Origin of the sequence: Methylobacterium isbiliense, assembly GCF_022179325.1 — a bacterium.
Classification (GTDB): domain Bacteria; phylum Pseudomonadota; class Alphaproteobacteria; order Rhizobiales; family Beijerinckiaceae; genus Methylobacterium; species Methylobacterium isbiliense.
Window position 1 is genome coordinate 1 of the sequence record NZ_BPQQ01000056.1, and the last position, 14546, is coordinate 14546.

15 protein-coding genes and 1 tRNA gene are annotated in these 14546 nt (G+C 73.6%); 12 read left to right on the plus strand and 4 right to left on the minus strand.

Annotated features, from left to right (window positions below; all coding sequences use genetic code 11):
- Positions 1 to 63 precede the first annotated feature (63 nt).
- On the minus strand, positions 64 to 297 hold the full coding sequence (locus tag MFF61_RS21910) for a hypothetical protein (RefSeq protein ID WP_238238618.1): 234 nt from the start codon (positions 295 to 297) through the stop codon (positions 64 to 66).
- A 249-nt stretch (positions 298 to 546) separates the two neighbouring features.
- Here MFF61_RS21910 and MFF61_RS21915 point away from each other — a divergent pair, with 249 nt between their 5' ends.
- On the plus strand, positions 547 to 1434 hold the full coding sequence (locus MFF61_RS21915; protein ID WP_238238620.1) for a cation diffusion facilitator family transporter: 888 nt from the start codon (positions 547 to 549) through the stop codon (positions 1432 to 1434).
- A 7-nt stretch (positions 1435 to 1441) separates the two neighbouring features.
- Here the strand turns inward: MFF61_RS21915 and lipB are convergent, their stop codons facing one another.
- Positions 1442 to 2164, minus strand: coding sequence for a lipoyl(octanoyl) transferase LipB (gene lipB, locus MFF61_RS21920; protein WP_238238623.1), 723 nt, complete (start codon positions 2162 to 2164; stop codon positions 1442 to 1444).
- 81 nt (positions 2165 to 2245) lie between these two features.
- Between lipB and MFF61_RS21925 the strand changes: the two genes are divergently transcribed.
- From MFF61_RS21925 to MFF61_RS21940, 4 genes are all read left to right on the plus strand, one after another.
- Positions 2246 to 2551, plus strand: a complete 306-nt coding sequence (locus MFF61_RS21925; protein ID WP_238238625.1) for a FliM/FliN family flagellar motor switch protein — start codon at positions 2246 to 2248, stop codon at positions 2549 to 2551.
- A 129-nt stretch (positions 2552 to 2680) separates the two neighbouring features.
- Positions 2681 to 2765: transfer RNA gene (locus tag MFF61_RS21930), tRNA-Leu, on the plus strand.
- Between the two features lie 257 nt (positions 2766 to 3022).
- Positions 3023 to 3346 (plus strand): hypothetical protein, encoded by a 324-nt coding sequence (locus MFF61_RS21935; RefSeq protein ID WP_238238627.1) that lies wholly within the window; start codon positions 3023 to 3025, stop codon positions 3344 to 3346.
- Positions 3347 to 3686: 340 nt separating this feature from the next.
- Positions 3687 to 3938, plus strand: a complete 252-nt coding sequence (locus MFF61_RS21940) for a hypothetical protein (protein ID WP_238238629.1) — start codon at positions 3687 to 3689, stop codon at positions 3936 to 3938.
- Positions 3939 to 3967: 29 nt separating this feature from the next.
- Here the strand turns inward: MFF61_RS21940 and MFF61_RS21945 are convergent, their stop codons facing one another.
- Positions 3968 to 4864 (minus strand): FkbM family methyltransferase, encoded by an 897-nt coding sequence (locus tag MFF61_RS21945; RefSeq protein WP_238238632.1) that lies wholly within the window; start codon positions 4862 to 4864, stop codon positions 3968 to 3970.
- Positions 4865 to 5182: 318 nt separating this feature from the next.
- On the opposite strand from MFF61_RS21945, the gene MFF61_RS21950 reads away from it, so the two are divergent.
- From MFF61_RS21950 to MFF61_RS21975, 6 genes are all read left to right on the plus strand, one after another.
- The gene (locus tag MFF61_RS21950) at positions 5183 to 5617 is read left to right on the plus strand and encodes a GlcG/HbpS family heme-binding protein (protein WP_238238635.1); all 435 of its coding nucleotides are present in this window, start codon (positions 5183 to 5185) and stop codon (positions 5615 to 5617) included.
- 21 nt (positions 5618 to 5638) lie between these two features.
- The gene (locus MFF61_RS21955; protein ID WP_373324780.1) at positions 5639 to 7279 is read left to right on the plus strand and encodes a peptide ABC transporter substrate-binding protein; all 1641 of its coding nucleotides are present in this window, start codon (positions 5639 to 5641) and stop codon (positions 7277 to 7279) included.
- A gap of 276 nt (positions 7280 to 7555) precedes the next feature.
- Positions 7556 to 8476, plus strand: coding sequence for an ABC transporter permease (locus MFF61_RS21960; protein WP_238238788.1), 921 nt, complete (start codon positions 7556 to 7558; stop codon positions 8474 to 8476).
- Positions 8473 to 9570, plus strand: a complete 1098-nt coding sequence (locus tag MFF61_RS21965) for an ABC transporter permease (RefSeq protein ID WP_238238638.1) — start codon at positions 8473 to 8475, stop codon at positions 9568 to 9570. The genes MFF61_RS21960 and MFF61_RS21965 overlap by 4 nt, the downstream gene beginning before the upstream one ends.
- 1 nt (position 9571) lies before the next feature.
- Positions 9572 to 11161, plus strand: coding sequence for an ABC transporter ATP-binding protein (locus MFF61_RS21970; RefSeq protein ID WP_238238640.1), 1590 nt, complete (start codon positions 9572 to 9574; stop codon positions 11159 to 11161).
- A gap of 249 nt (positions 11162 to 11410) precedes the next feature.
- The gene (locus tag MFF61_RS21975; RefSeq protein WP_238238643.1) at positions 11411 to 12202 is read left to right on the plus strand and encodes a DUF2189 domain-containing protein; all 792 of its coding nucleotides are present in this window, start codon (positions 11411 to 11413) and stop codon (positions 12200 to 12202) included.
- Here the strand turns inward: MFF61_RS21975 and MFF61_RS21980 are convergent.
- Positions 12178 to 13422: a serine hydrolase domain-containing protein gene (locus MFF61_RS21980; RefSeq protein ID WP_238238656.1), complete on the minus strand. Its 1245-nt coding sequence runs from the start codon at positions 13420 to 13422 to the stop codon at positions 12178 to 12180. The two genes, MFF61_RS21975 and MFF61_RS21980, sit on opposite strands and share 25 nt — an antisense overlap.
- Positions 13423 to 13553: 131 nt before the next feature.
- Between MFF61_RS21980 and MFF61_RS21985 the strand changes: the two genes are divergently transcribed.
- Positions 13554 to 14516 (plus strand): NAD(P)H-dependent flavin oxidoreductase, encoded by a 963-nt coding sequence (locus MFF61_RS21985; RefSeq protein ID WP_238238659.1) that lies wholly within the window; start codon positions 13554 to 13556, stop codon positions 14514 to 14516.
- Positions 14517 to 14546: the final 30 nt, after the last annotated feature.

Below are 14546 nucleotides of genomic sequence, written 5' to 3' on the forward strand. Positions count from 1 at the left end.
CCGCCAGGGCGCGCGATCCCGTCCCGGGGCGTCGCCGGACCGGCAGCCCCCGGCGGCGGAGGGTCAGCGGGCGCGCTCGACCCGGTTCATGCGGCGCTGCATCATCGTGCGCTGCTTGCGCGGCGCCGTGCGGGTGGACGGCGTGCCGCCGCGCGCGCCCATCGCGCGCTCCTCCCCGGCGAGCGGGCCGCCGGCCTGCGCGCCCGAGTTGTTGTAGGGCGAGCCGCCCTGCGCGAAGGCCGGGGCCGCGGCGGCGGCGAGCACGGCCGCGAGGGCGAGGGTCTTGAGCGAGGTCATCGAACCATCCCTGTCGGCGGCCCTCCGATCGGGGCCGTATTCAAGAGACGCGCGGGACGCCCGGATGTTCACGCCGTCTGCAAACTGCGCGGTTCTGGCGCGCTGCGGGCAGGGCCGGTGCGGCCCCGGTGCCGGGACGCCTTAGCCGGAGCTAAGAGGTGTGCCGTGGCCTTGGCGGGCCGTCGCCGCCTAGAGGGGGCCGCGCGACGCAAGCCCTTGCCACAAGCCCTCCCCGACGGACCGTGCCCGATGGACCGTGCCCAGACCCTCGCCCTCGCCAGCACCGGCCTCGGTCTCGTGGTGCTCGGCCTCAAGTTCGGCGCGTGGTGGCTCACCGGGAGCCTCGCGCTCTACTCGGACGCCCTGGAGAGCATCGTCAACGTGGTGGCGGCGGCGACGGCCTTCGTGGCGCTGCGCGTCGCCGCCCAGCCCGCCGACCAGGACCATCCCTACGGCCACCACAAGGCCGAGTATTTCTCGGCGGTGATCGAGGGCGCGCTGATCATCGTCGCGGCCGTGATGATCCTCAAGGACGCCGCCGCGGCCGCCCTGGCGCCCCGCCCCCTCGACATGCCGCTCACCGGCATCGCGGTGAACGGGCTCGCCACGGTGATCAACGCGGTCTGGGCCGCGCTGCTGCTGCGCCGGGGCCGCGCGTGGCGCTCGCCCGCGCTCGTCGCCGACGGGCGGCACGTGATGGCGGACGTCGTCACCTCGCTGGGCGTCCTGGCGGGTCTCGGCCTCGTCGCCGTCACGGGCTGGCTCCTGCTCGACCCGATCATCGCCGCCCTCGTCGCCGTCAACATCCTGTGGTCGGGCTGGGGCATGGTGCGCGATTCGGTGAACGGGCTGATGGATCAGGCCGCCTCCCCCGAGATGCTGGTGCAGATCCGCAGCCTGATCTCCGAGCACGGCGCGGGCGCGCTCGAAGCGCACGACGTGCGCACCCGCCACGCGGGCCAGGCGACCTTTATCGACTTCCACCTCGTGGTGCCGGGCGAGATGACGGTGGCGGAGTCGCACGGCATCTGCGACCGGCTCGAAACCGCCATCGAGGGGGCGCTGCCCGGCGCCGTGGTGACGATCCACGTCGAGCCCGGCGAGCACGCCAAGCAGCGCGGGGTGCCGGTGGTCTGAGCCCGCCTCAGCCCGCCTCCCCGTCGACCGCCACCGTCTCGCCGAACACCGCCTCGAACCGGCCGCGCAGCACCGCGTCCACCTCCGGCATCGTCACCGGGCGGCCGAGATCGACGAGGCTGGTGACCCCGTGCCGGCGCACCCCGCAGGGGACGATGCCGTCGAAATGCGACAGGTCGGGCTCGACGTTGAGGCTGATGCCGTGGAAGGTCACCCAGCGCCGCACCCGGATGCCGATCGCCGCGATCTTGTCCTCGACGCCCTCCCCCTTCTCGGGCCGGCGCACCCAGACGCCCACCCGGTCCTCGCGCCGCTCGCCGCGCACCGTGAAGGCGTCGAGCGTCGCGATCAGCCACGCTTCGAGCGCCGCCACGTAGAGCCGCAGGTCCGGCCGGCGACGGGCGAGGTCCAGCATCACGTAGGCCACCCGCTGGCCGGGGCCGTGATAGGTGTACTGCCCGCCCCGGCCGGTGCGGTGGACCGGGAAGCGGTCGGGCGCCACGAGATCCTCGTCCCGGGCCGAGGTGCCGGCGGTGTAGAGCGGCGGGTGCTCCACGAGCCAGACGCGCTCGCGCGCCGCGCCGCGGGCAATCGCCGCGACATGGGCCTCCATGGCGGCCTCCGCGGCCGGGTAGGCCGTGGTGCCCTCCGTCACCAGCCACTCGACCGGGGGCGAGCCGGGCGCCGGCCGCAGGGCGTCGGGGGCGACCGCGAGGCGGGCGTTTACCAAGGCTTCACCCTGTCCGGGGAAAGCTGCGGGCGAATCTGGGCGCATGGGCGGGGCCAAGGAACCGGGCAAGGGATTGAGGAAGTGGCGGTACTCGAAGATCTCAAGGTGGACCTCACGGTCGTCCTCGGCCGGACGCGGATGCCGATCCACATGCTGCTGCGCATGGGCCGGGGTGCCGTGATCGAACTCGATGCGACCGATTCCGATATGGTCGAGATTCTCGCCAACGACCACCCGATCGCCCGCGGACAGATCGTCGTCACCGGCAACCGGATCTCGGTCGAGGTGACGGAGCTGATCCGCAAGACCGAGGTGGTGCGCGAGCCGGGCGTGCGCGTGGGCGACGGCGCCGCCGCCTCGCTCGGCGCGCTCGCCGGGATCGCCTGACCCCCGCGAGATTCTGCGCCGCCGAACGCCCGCGCCGCTTGTGGCCCCGGAATCGATCTGGTATTGGCTGCGCCGCTTCGACGGGTTTCACCCCCGCACCGCCGGCCCCGGCCGACGAGGGAGCGCTCCGCGGCCGTGGCGGAATTGGTAGACGCGCTAGCTTGAGGTGCTAGTTGGGCAACCAGTGGAGGTTCGAGTCCTCTCGGCCGCACCATCCCGACCCCTGAGGTTCCGGGATGGATGCCGGGGCGCCGGGCAAGACGCCCGACCTGTTGCAGCCACACCCCCCCGCAAGTGTGAATCGTTCCGGTCGCGGCGACCGCGTGCGTCCACGCGGCCGTGGTCCGCTCCTGCTCGCAGGCTCGCCTCACGGCAGCATCCGGCTCGATCGCTGCGCTCAGCCGACCGCGAGGTGTGACGTCTGACGCGGGCGGTGACGATGCGGTAATCCCCGGCGTGTAAGAGCCCGGCATGCGCGCCGTTCTCGTCCGATCCACCCTCGTCGCCGCCGCCCTGACCGGCTGGACCGGCACCGCCGGCGCTCAGAGCTTCGAGCTGGACAAGCGGCTGCGCGACTGCCTGCGCGAGCAGGCGCACAGGCACCAGGGCGCCGCCTCGCCCAAGGGCGATCTCAAGCAGGCCGCCGGACAGCTGCTCGGGTCCTGCGCGGACGATACCCGCGCGTGGATGCGCGTCTGCCGCACCTGGGGCAGCGAAACCGAGTGCGCCCGCGCGACGGACGTGCGGGCGGTCGGTGCCCTGCAGGACGGCGCGGGGCACGCCAAGGGACATTAACCTGGGCCGCGCGTCCCGGCCCGGGCTGCCGGCGCGGCGAACCCGTCGGATGAGGCGGGGTCCGCGTGCGCCGGCCCGCGCCCTCAGGTGCTCGCCGCGATGGCGATGCCGGTGAGCAGGATCACGAAGAAGCTCGAATAGGCGAGCGTGCGGATCATGATCGGCCTCCTCTGCGGAGGCGGACATCCTGTCACGGATGGCGCCGCAGGAGAACCGAATGGTAGCGCCGCCAACACCTTGGCGGTCGGCGGGACCGATCGTGCCGCGGCCGGCCCATCGTGGAGCCGAATGGCCGTGAGGGCGTTCCTTCGCCTCATGCCGCGTCCGGAGACCCGCTCACGTGTCCGCCTCTCCCCTTGTTCCTCTCCTCGCCACCATGATCTTCACGGCCGGCCTGTTCGTGATCACCCGTCTCGAGCGGTGGGCCGACCTCGTCGGCGGCGTCCTCGGCCTCGTGGCGGTCGGGCTCATGTGCGCGGTGCTGCTCGCCGTCACGCCCGCCGGCACGGGGCGCGAGGCGCGCGGGCGGCAGGCGCTCCTCGTCGACCCGGTCACGGGCGCCGAGATGCCGGCGATCGGGCGGCTGCCCTGAGGCGCATCCGCGCGCGCCGGGTGCCGACCTCAGCGACCCGGCCGCGCCGCGGGGCGGGCCAGCCGCCTCCGGACGGTATCGACCCAGCGGCGAACGCGGGGCGGCATCCTGAAGGACGGGGACCTCCAGGCCTCCACGTCGTGCCTCAGATAGACCGGAATCTTGAAGGCCTCGCAGGCCCAGATGAAGAACCTGACCTGCTCGCGCGGGACCCAGGCGTGATTCCACGCCTCGTTGTCGAAGACGACGGATGCGTCGTGCAGCACCATGTCCGGACGCAGGCGGAAATCGACGTAGCCCACCTCGGACAGGAATGCCGAGAGCTCCGCGAAATTCGCGATGCTGAGCACCTCCCCGAAGATGATCGGCCGGTTCTTGTCGATCGTGTCCTTGGCGCCGCGCAGGAAGGCAGGTTCGTGCCCCTCGATGTCGACCTTGATCACCGTGATGTCCGGTGGAAGCGCGATGTCGTCGAGCCTGCTGATCGCGATGTCGAGAGAGGAGTGAACCGCGTAGAAGGGGGCGCCGAGCGTCGCGCTCGTCTGGATCAGGCCGTGACCCGGGTCGGGAATGCTGAGCTTGGCCGTGCCCGTGCGGTCGCTGAGCCCGACCTGGCGGAGGTCGACCCGCGCCGTCAGGCCGTTGTCCTCGATGTTGCGCTTCAAGGTCTCGTAGGCGTGCGGCAGCGGTTCGAAGGCGATGATGCGCTTGCACTTGGCGATCGATGCCGCGACGAGGCAGTAGACACCCGAATTCGCGCCGACATCCAGAAATGTTCCTCCGAAGTGATTCAGTATGACCGAGATCAGCAAAGGCAGGGGCGGTTCGAAAGATCCGCTATGCACTTGAACCGCGGCGGCGTCGACGGCTTCGTCGTATTTCAGTGTGAATAGGCTGCCATTGAAATTGACGTCTACGGAGGGCATGGTTCGCGTCCTGCTTCGTATCGGGTGCCGCCGGCCCGACGGGGCGCGGAGGAACCGTCGCGGGCGCTGGCCCGCGCCGCATGATCGTGGCCGTCAACGGGCCGCACCGGGATGAGCGGCAAGGCGGCCGCGGCGTCCGGGCGCTGCTCTACTGCGCCAAGCCCGTGACCCGATCAAGCAGAGCCACGCCGTCGCGGCCGGCGCGGCCGGTGCGCGAGGCCGTGACGGCCGGCCTCCCGGTTCCGTGCGGCCCGACGGGTTGGCGCGGTCCGCGCGCCGGGGTAAGCGCAGGCTCGCCAACGCCGTCCGGAGCCCCCGATGTCCGACCTCACGCTCGATGCCGCCCAGACCATCGTGGCGACCGCGCTCGCCACCGCCCGTAGCCTCGCCCTCAAGCCGCTCGCCGTGGTGGTGCTCGACGCGCGCGGGGCGCTCAAGGCGGCCTCCGTCGAGGACGGGACGAGCCTGAAGCGGGCCGAGATCGCCGCCGCCAAGGCCAACGGCGCACTGGCGCTCGGCATCGGCTCGCGCGCCATCGCGGCGCGGGCCGAGGCGCAGGCCTACTTCGTCGCGGCGGTCAACCACGTCGCCGGCCCGCTCGGGCTGGTGCCGGTGCCGGGCGGCGTGCTGATCCGGCACGAGGGCCGCATCCTGGGCGCGGTCGGCATCTCGGGCGACACCTCGGACAACGACGAGACCGCGGCGGTCGCCGGCATCGAGGCGGCGGGCCTGCAGGCCGAAACCGGCGCCTGAGCGCCGGTGAGGGAGCGCCGCGTGGGTCCCCCTCTCCGTCGCCGCGACCCCCGTCGTCGCGAACTTAGTCGCCGCGACCTTCTGGCGGGCGCGTGCCTCGCGGGCGCGGCGGGCGCCGCCCCGGGGCCGGCCCGCGGGGCGGATGCGGCCCTCTACCGGCGCGGCAACGGGGCCGATCCCGAGACCCTCGACCCGCACAAGACCTCGACGGTGGCCGAGGCCACCATCCTGCTCGACCTGTTCGAGGGCCTCACCACCTACGATGCGGGCGGCACGCTGGTGGCGGGGGCGGCGGAGCGCTGGTCGTCGTCGCCGGATGGTCTGACCTGGACCTTCGCCCTGCGCCCCGACGGGCGCTGGTCGAACGGCGACCCCGTCGTCGCGGAGGATTTCGCCTTCGGGCTGCGCCGCATGCTCGATCCGGCGACGGGGGCGAAATACGCCAACGTGCTCTTCCCCCTGCGCCGGGCCGAAGCGGTGAACCGGGGCGCGCTGCCGCCGGGAGCCCTCGGCGTCGCCGCGCCCGACCCGCTCACCCTGGTGGTCGAGCTGGAGCGCCCGACCCCCTACCTCCTCGAACTGATGACGCATCAGGCCTCGACGCCGGTGCACAGGCCCTCGCTCGCGGCCTTCGGCGACGCCTTCAGCCGGCCGGGCCGGCTCGTCTCGAACGGGGCCTACCGCCTGGAGGACTTTTCGCCCAACGACCGCATCACGGCCGTGCGCAACCCGCATTTCCGCGAGGCCGGCAGCGTGCGCATCCCCCGGGTCGCCTACATCCCGACCCCCGACGTGGCCGCCGCGGTGCGGCGCTACGCGGCGGGCGAGATCGAGTCCCTCGACGACCTGCCGGCCGACCAGATCCGGTCGCTGCGCGCGCGCTTCGGCGATCAGGTGGTGCTCACCCCCGCGCTCGGCGTCCTCGCTCTCATGGTCAACCTGCGCAAGGCCCCGCTCGGCGATGCCCGGGTGCGCCACGCCCTCTCGCTCGCCATCGACCGCGAGTTCCTGGCCGAGGCCGTGTGGGGCGAGACCATGCTGCCGGCCTATTCGTTCACGCCCGCCGGCCTCGACAACGCCCTGCCCCCGCCCCTGATGCCCGGCCAGGACCTCTCGCCCCTGGAGCGCGAGGACCGGGCGGTGGCGCTCCTGCGCGAGGCCGGCTTCGGCCCCGGCGGGCGGGCGCTCACGGTCGAGATCCGCTACAACACCACCGACAACAACCGCAACACCATGGTGGCGATCGGCGAGATGTGGCGGGCGCTCAACGTGGCGACCGCATTCGTCAACACCGACGCCAAGACGCATTTCGCCTACCTGCGCGACGGCGGCCCGTTCGACCTCGCGCGCATGAGCTGGATCGCCGATTACTCCGATCCGCAGAATTTCCTGTTCCTGGTCGAGAGCGGCAACGACGGGTTCAATTCCGGCCGCTACGCCAACCCGGCCTACGACGCGCTGATGCGGGAGGCCGCCGGGACGGTCGATCTGGAGCGGCGGGCGGGCATCCTCTACCGGGCGGAAGAGATGTTTCTCGCCGACCTGCCCTGGATCCCACTCCTGCACTACCGCCACAAGCACTTGGTGTCGCCGCGGCTCAAGGGCATGCGGCCCAACATCCGCGGCGTCGCGCCGACCCGCTGGCTGTCGCTGGCGCCCTGAGCGGTGTCGCGACGGTCGCGGCCTGTTCCGTCACGCAGACCTGCGGCCCATCGGACTCCCCGGCGCACGTGGCGGCGGGCGGCCGAGGCCTTGCCCGCATCGCGCGCGGCGCGTGGGCGCGGCCGCCCTGCTCCTCTCCGGGGGCGATGAGGCGGCGGTGCCGGGGCGGCGTTGCGGCGCCGGACGGGCGGACCGGCCCCTGTCCAGGCCGGGGCCGGTCGCCTATCCTGGCCCGGGTGGGACCGCCGCCCGCTCCGGGAGGCCGTGACCGACGCCGTGATCCCCTTCGTGCTGCGCCGCCTCGTCCAGGCGGTGCCGACCCTCTTCCTCGTCGTCACCCTGTCGTTCGTCCTGGTGCGGCTCGCCCCCGGCGGCCCGTTCGACCTCGAACGGCCGCTCGCCCCCTCGGCGATGGAGAACCTGCGCCGGGTCTACGGCCTCGACCAGCCGCTGCCGGTGCAGTACGCGCGCTACCTCGGCGCCCTGCTCACCGGCGATCTCGGCCCCTCCTTCTCGGTCCGCGACCTGAGCGTGGCGGAGCTGCTGGGGCGCGGCCTGCCGGTCTCGATGACGCTCGGCGCGCTGGCCCTCCTCGCGGCGCTCGTCCTCGGGGCCGGGCTCGGGGGCCTCGCGGCGGCGGCGAAGGGCCGGCCCCTCGACCACGCCGTGACGGCGCTCCGCACGGTCGCGCTCACGGTCCCGGGCTTCGTGGTGGCGCCGCTGCTGCAGATCGCCTTCGGGCTCTCGCTGCGCTGGCTGCCGGTGGGCGGCTGGGAGGGCGGCGCGCCGGCCCATCTCGTGCTGCCGGTGGTCACGCTGGCGCTGCCGCAGGCGGCGGCGATCGCCCAGCTGACGCGCAACGCCCTCCTCGAGGTGCTGGCGACCCAGCCGATGCGCACGCTGCGCGCGCTGGGCCTGCCCCGGCGGGTGATCGCGCTCCACGCGCTGCGCGGGGCGGCGCTGCCGGTGATCTCCTATCTCGGCCCGACCGCGGCCGGGCTCCTCACCGGCTCGGTGGTGGTCGAGACGATCTTCGGCCTGCCCGGGATCGGGCGCGCCTTCGTGGATGGCGCGCTCAACCGCGACTACACGCTGGTGATGGGCACCGTGGTGCTGGTCGCGGTGTTCGTGGTGGCGTTCAACCTCCTCGTCGACCTCGCCTACGCGCTCGTCGACCCGCGCGTGCGCCACGCATGAGCGCCGCCGGCCTCTCGCTCGCGGGCCGCACCCGGCGCCGCCTGCTCGCCGATCCTTTGGCGCGCGCCAGCCTCGCGGTGCTGGGCCTGATCGCGCTCGCCTGCCTCGCCGGCCCGGCGCTCACCGGCCACGCCGCCGAGCGCATCGCCTACGACTATCCCCGCACGCCCCCCTCGCTCGCGGTCTATCCGCGGCCCGAGACGATCGTCCCCGCCCTGGAGCGGCTGGCGCTGCGCATGCGGGTGCGGGCCGAGGACGTGGCGGTCGCGGACGGCACCGTCCGGCTCACCCTGGCGTCGGACCGCCCCATCGACGAGCGGGTGCTCACCTTCTTCTCCCGCTCGGATCTGTTCGGCCCGGCCGCCGTGGCGGCGCGCAGCGCGGACGGGCGCCGCCTCGCCGTGACGGCGCCCGTGCGCGAGACCCGCTTCCTCCTCGGCACCGACGCCCTCGGGCGCGACCTCCTCACCCGCATCCTGGTGGGCGGCCGGGTCTCGCTGGCGCTCGGGCTGCTCGCCACCGCGGTGGCGCTCCTCATCGGCGTCGCCTACGGGGCGCTCGCGGGCTATCTCGGCGGGGCGGCGGATGCCGCGATGATGCGGCTCGTCGACATCCTGTACGCCCTGCCCTTCATCGTCTTCGTCATCCTGCTCGTGGTGGTGTTCGGCCGCTCGGTCGTGCTGGTGTTCGTGGCGGTGGGCGCGGTGGAGTGGCTCGACATGGCCCGGATCGTGCGCGGCGAGGCCCTGTCGATCCGCCGCCGCGACTACGTGCGGGCCGCCGAGGCGCTGGGCGTCTCCACCGGCGCCATCCTGCGCCGCCACGTGGTGCCGAACGCCCTCGGCCCCGTGGTCGCCTACGCGGCGCTCCTCGTGCCGAAGGTGATCCTGCTGGAGAGCTTCCTCTCCTTCCTGGGCCTCGGCGTGCAGGAGCCGATGACGAGCTGGGGCGTGCTGATCGCCGAGGGCGCGCGCAGCATCGAGACCTCGCCCTGGATGCTCGTCGCGCCGGCCGCCGTCCTGGTGGCGACGCTCGCGGCGCTGAACCTCGTCGGCGACCGCCTGCGCGCGGCCCTCGAACCGGGCGCGGCCTGACGTGGCGCTCCTGTCGGTCCGCGGGCTCTCGGTGGCCTATGCCGGAGGGACGGCGCTGGACAGCCTCGACCTCGCGCTCCACCGCGGCGAGACGCTCGCCCTCGTCGGCGAATCCGGCTCGGGCAAGAGCCAGGCGGCGCTCGCCGTGATGGGGCTCCTGCCCGAGGCGGCCCGGGTCTCGGGCTCGGTGCGGTTCGACGGCACCGAGCTGATCGGGCTCCCCCGCCCGGCCCTCGACCGGATCCGCGGCGCGCGGATCGGCATGGTCTTCCAGGAGCCGATGAGCGCCCTCGACCCGCTCTTCCCCGTCGGCCGCCAGATCGCCCTGCCGCTCCAGGCCCATCGCGGGCTCACCCGCGCGCAGGCCCGCGCCCGCGCCCTCGACCTTCTCACCCTGGTCGGCATCCGCGATGCCGAGCGGCGCCTCTCGGCCTACCCGCACGAACTCTCAGGGGGCGAGCGCCAGCGGGTGATGATCGCGATGGCGCTCGCCTGCGAGCCCGACCTCCTGATCGCCGACGAGCCGACCACGGCGCTCGACGTCACCGTGCAGGCGCAGATCCTGGCCCTGCTCGCCGACCTCAAGGCCCGGCTCGGGCTCGCGCTGCTGTTCATCACCCACGACCTGCGCCTCGTGCGCCGCATGGCCGAGCGCGTCGCGGTGCTGCGGGCGGGCCGCCTCGTCGAGACGGGGCCGACGGAGCGGATCTTCGCCCGGCCGCAGAGCCCGGAAGCCCGCGACCTCCTCGCCGCCGAGCCGCGCGGCCGCAAGGCCCCGGTGCCCGCGGGGGCGCCGGTGGTGATGGCGGCGCGCGGCCTCTCGGTCTCCTATCCGGGCCGCGGCGGCCTCTTCACCCGGGCCGCCCCGCGCCGCGCCCTCCAGGGGATCGACCTCGCCCTGCGGGCCGGGCAGACCCTGGGGGTCGTCGGCGAGTCGGGGTCGGGCAAGTCGAGCCTCGGGCGGGCGCTCGTGCGGCTCGAACCGGCCGCCACCGGCCTCGTGCGCTTCGAGGACCGCGACCTGACCCGGCTCGACCGGGCCGGCCTGCGGCCCCTGCGCCGCTTCTTCCAGCCCGTCTTCCAGGATCCCTACGGCTCGCTCTCGCCGCGGCTCAGCGCGGGCGAGATCGTCGCGGAGGGCCTGCGCGTGCATGCGCCCGGCCTCTCCGCCCGCGAGCGCGACGCCCGCGCGGCCGAGGCCTTCGCGCAGGTGCGCCTCGATCCCGAGACGCGTCACCGCCAGCCCCACGCCTTCTCGGGCGGTCAGCGCCAGCGCATCGCCATCGCCCGGGCGATCATCCTGCGCCCGAAGGTGGTGGTGCTCGACGAACCGACCTCGGCCCTCGACCGCACGGTGCAGCGGGACATCGTCGCGCTCCTGCGCGACCTGCAGGCCCGGCACGGCCTCGCCTACCTGTTCATCAGCCACGACCTCGCGGTGGTGCGCGCGCTCGCCGACACGGTGCTGGTGCTGCGCGACGGCCGGGAGGTGGAGCGCGGCGAGACCGCCGCGGTGCTGGCGCGCCCGCGGGAGGCCTACACCCGCGCGCTGGTGGCGGCGGCCGACCTCGCTCCCGAGGGGCAGTCCTGACCGCCCGGTCGGCCGCCTTCCTCTGCGTTCATCGAGACAACGTGATCGCCGCGCGCAGAGGACGGCCCGGCGATCCCTGCGTGACGCGCAGGCAGGGATCGGGCTAGGATCGGCCGCGAGCCCGCGCGAGCGCGGGACGGCCAACCGACGAGTGGAACCCGCGCCCGCGATGACCGCGATGCTGCCCTGATTCGACGCCCGGCTCGTCCGGCCGTCGCGCGCGCCTCTCTTCTGAGCGGAGGATCTGCGATGACGGTGTCTTCAACCTTCTCGCCCGGCTACGCGGCGGCGCGACCGGCCGTGCGCCGGATCGGCACGGCCGACCTGATCACGGCGCTTCGCAAGGGCACCGAGGATTTCCTCGACAACCCGACCCACATCCTGTTCATCGTGATGATCTACCCGATCGCGGGCGTGATCATCGCCGCCGCGACCTTCGAGAACAACCTCGCCCCGCTGCTCTTCCCGCTGGCCTCCGGCTTCGCGCTGATTGGCCCCTTCGCGGCGATCGGCCTCTACGAGATGAGCCGGCGGCGCGAGCAGGGCCTGTCCACCGACCTCATGCAGGCCTACGCGCCGCTCACCACCCGCTCGCCCCGGGCGCTGCTGGCGATCGGCCTCGTGCTGACCGCGATCTTCCTCGCGTGGCTGACCGTGGCGATGGGGCTCTACCGGGCGCTGTTCGGCGGCACGACCCACGCCTCCGTGCTCGGCTTCGCGGCCGAGATCCTCACCACCCCCCGCGGCTGGGCGCTGATCGTGCTCGGCAACCTCGCGGGCGCCGCCTTCTCGCTGCTCGCGCTCGCGGTGAGCGCGGTGTCGATCCCCCTGGTCGTCGACCGCGACACCGATGCGGGCACGGCGATCGAGACCTCGGTGGAGCTGGTGCGCGAGAATCCCCGCGCGATGGCGCTGTGGGGCGCGATCGTGGCCGGCCTCCTCGTCCTCGGCATGGCGAGCCTGTTCGTCGGCCTCGCCCTGGTGCTGCCGATCCTCGGCCACGCCACCTGGCACCTCTACCGGCGGGCGCTGGGCGCCTGATCGACCAGCGCCGCGTAGGTCAGCACCCGGAGTTCGCGCCGCAGCGGCAGGGCCGAGGACGGCATCAGCTGGGTCAGGAGGATCACGAACAGGTCCTCCGCCGGGTCGATCCAGAAGGCGGTCGAGGCCGCGCCGCCCCAGGCCACCTCGCCCGGCGTGCCGAGGATCTGCGCCTTGGCCGGGTCGAGCATGACCGAGAAGCCCAGCCCGAAGCCGATGCCGCTGTAGCTCGATTCCGAGAAGCGGGGCTGGCCCATGTCGGCGAGGTCGCCGCGCAGGTGGTTCGTGGTCATGAGCGCGACGCTCTTGCGCCCGAGGAGCCGCACGCCGTCGAGGTCGCCGCCGTTGAGGATGAAGCGGCAGAAGCGCGCGTAATCGGCCGCCGTCGAGACGAGCCCGCCGCCCCCCGAGGCGACCGCGCGCGGCCGGGCGTAGCGGCCCTCCCGGGCGTCGTCGATGAGCGCGAGCCGCCCGTCCGGCCCGAAGGCGTAGTTCGAGGCGAAGCGGTCGAGCTTGTCGGGCGGCACGTGGAAGTCGGTGTCCCGCATGCCGAGCCGGCGGATGACGCGCTCGCGCAGGAAGACGTCGAAGGGAATCCCCGAGACCACCGCCACGAGGTGCCCGAGCACGTCGGTGGCGATCGAGTAGTTCCACTCCGCCCCGGGCTGGGACAGGAGCGGCAGCGCCGCGGCCTTGGCCACCACCTCGGCGAGCGAGGTCTCGGCGGTCTGGAAGTCCACGCCCTCGTCCCGGTACATCGCGTCGACGAGGGTCGATTCCATGAAGCCGTAGGTCAGCCCCGCGGTGTGGGTGAGGAGGTCGCGGACGGTGATGTCGCGCTCGGCCGGCACGCTCTCCCACTTGCGGCGGCTGCCGCCGGTGAGCACGCGCATGCCGCGGAACTCCGGCAGGAAGCGGGTGACGGGGTCGTCGAGCTGGAAGCGGCCCTCCTCGTAGAGCATCATCACGGCGACCGAGGTCAGGGGCTTGGTCATCGAGTAGATGCGCACGATGGTCTCGGGCGCCATCGGCCGGTTGCGGTCGAGGTCGCACAGGCCCCGCGCGCGCGACCACGCCACCGCGCCGCCGCGCCCCACCGTCACCGAGAGGCCCGCGAGCTTGCCCGCCTCCACGTAGGCGCGCATCCAGGCGTCGATGCGCTCCAGGCGTTCGGAGCAGAGGCCGACCGCCTCGGGCGTCACGGGGGTGGGGTCCTGCACGGCGGCGCTCCTGCTGGCGGGTCCGGTCCGTGCTTCTATCCCGCCCCGGGCGGCGGCGTCACCGGCCGATTGACGCTCGGCGGGGCCGGTGCCATGCCGGGCCGCAACGACCCCCGGGAGACACGCCGCCGATGCCCCTGCCCGACCGCCTCGCCCGCGCGCTCGCGCTGCCGGTCATCGCCTCGCCGATGTTCATCGTCTCCGGGCCGGACCTCGTCATCGCGCAGTGCCTGGGCGGCATCGTCGGCTCCTTCCCGGCCCTCAACGCCCGGCCCAAGGAGGCGCTCGGGGACTGGCTGACCCGGATCGAGGAGGCGCTCGCCGCCGCCAGGGCCGCCGAGCCGGACCGGATCATGGCGCCCTACGCGGTCAACCAGATCGTCCACGCGTCCAACGACCGGCTGGAGCACGACCTCGCGGTCTGCGCCGACCACCGGGTGCCGATCATCATCACCTCGCTGCGCGCCCCCGACGCGGTGGTGGCGGCGGTGCACGGCTGGGGCGGCCTCGTCTTCCACGACGTGACGACGGTGCGCCACGCCGAGAAGGCGCTGGAGGCCGGGGTCGACGGGCTGATCCTGGTCTGCGCCGGGGCCGGCGGGCATGCCGGGACGCTCAGTCCCTTCGCGCTCGTCGGCGAGGTGCGCCGCTTCTACGACGGGCCGATCATCCTGTCGGGCGCCATCACCACGGGCGCGGCGATCCTGGCCGCCCAGGCGATGGGGGCCGACCTCGCCTACATGGGCACCCGCTTCATCGCCACCGAGGAGGCCAACGCGGCGCCGGCCTACAAGGAGATGATCGTCGGCACGAGCGCGGCGGACGTGATCTACACGCCCTTCTTCACCGGCGTGCCCGGCAACTACCTCAAGCCCAGCGTCGCGGCGGCGGGCCTCGACCCGAACGCGCTGCCCGAATCCGACAAGACCAAGATGAATTTCGGCTCGGGCACCACCAAGGCGTGGCGCGACATCTGGGGCGCCGGCCAGGGCGTCGGCACCATCGACGACGCGCCCCCCGCCGCGGAGGTGATCGCGCGCCTGAAGGCCGAGTACGCGGCGGCCAGGGAGCGTCTGCTCCCGCGGGCGTCCTGACCGCGCAGCCCTGCCCCGCACCCGCCGCTT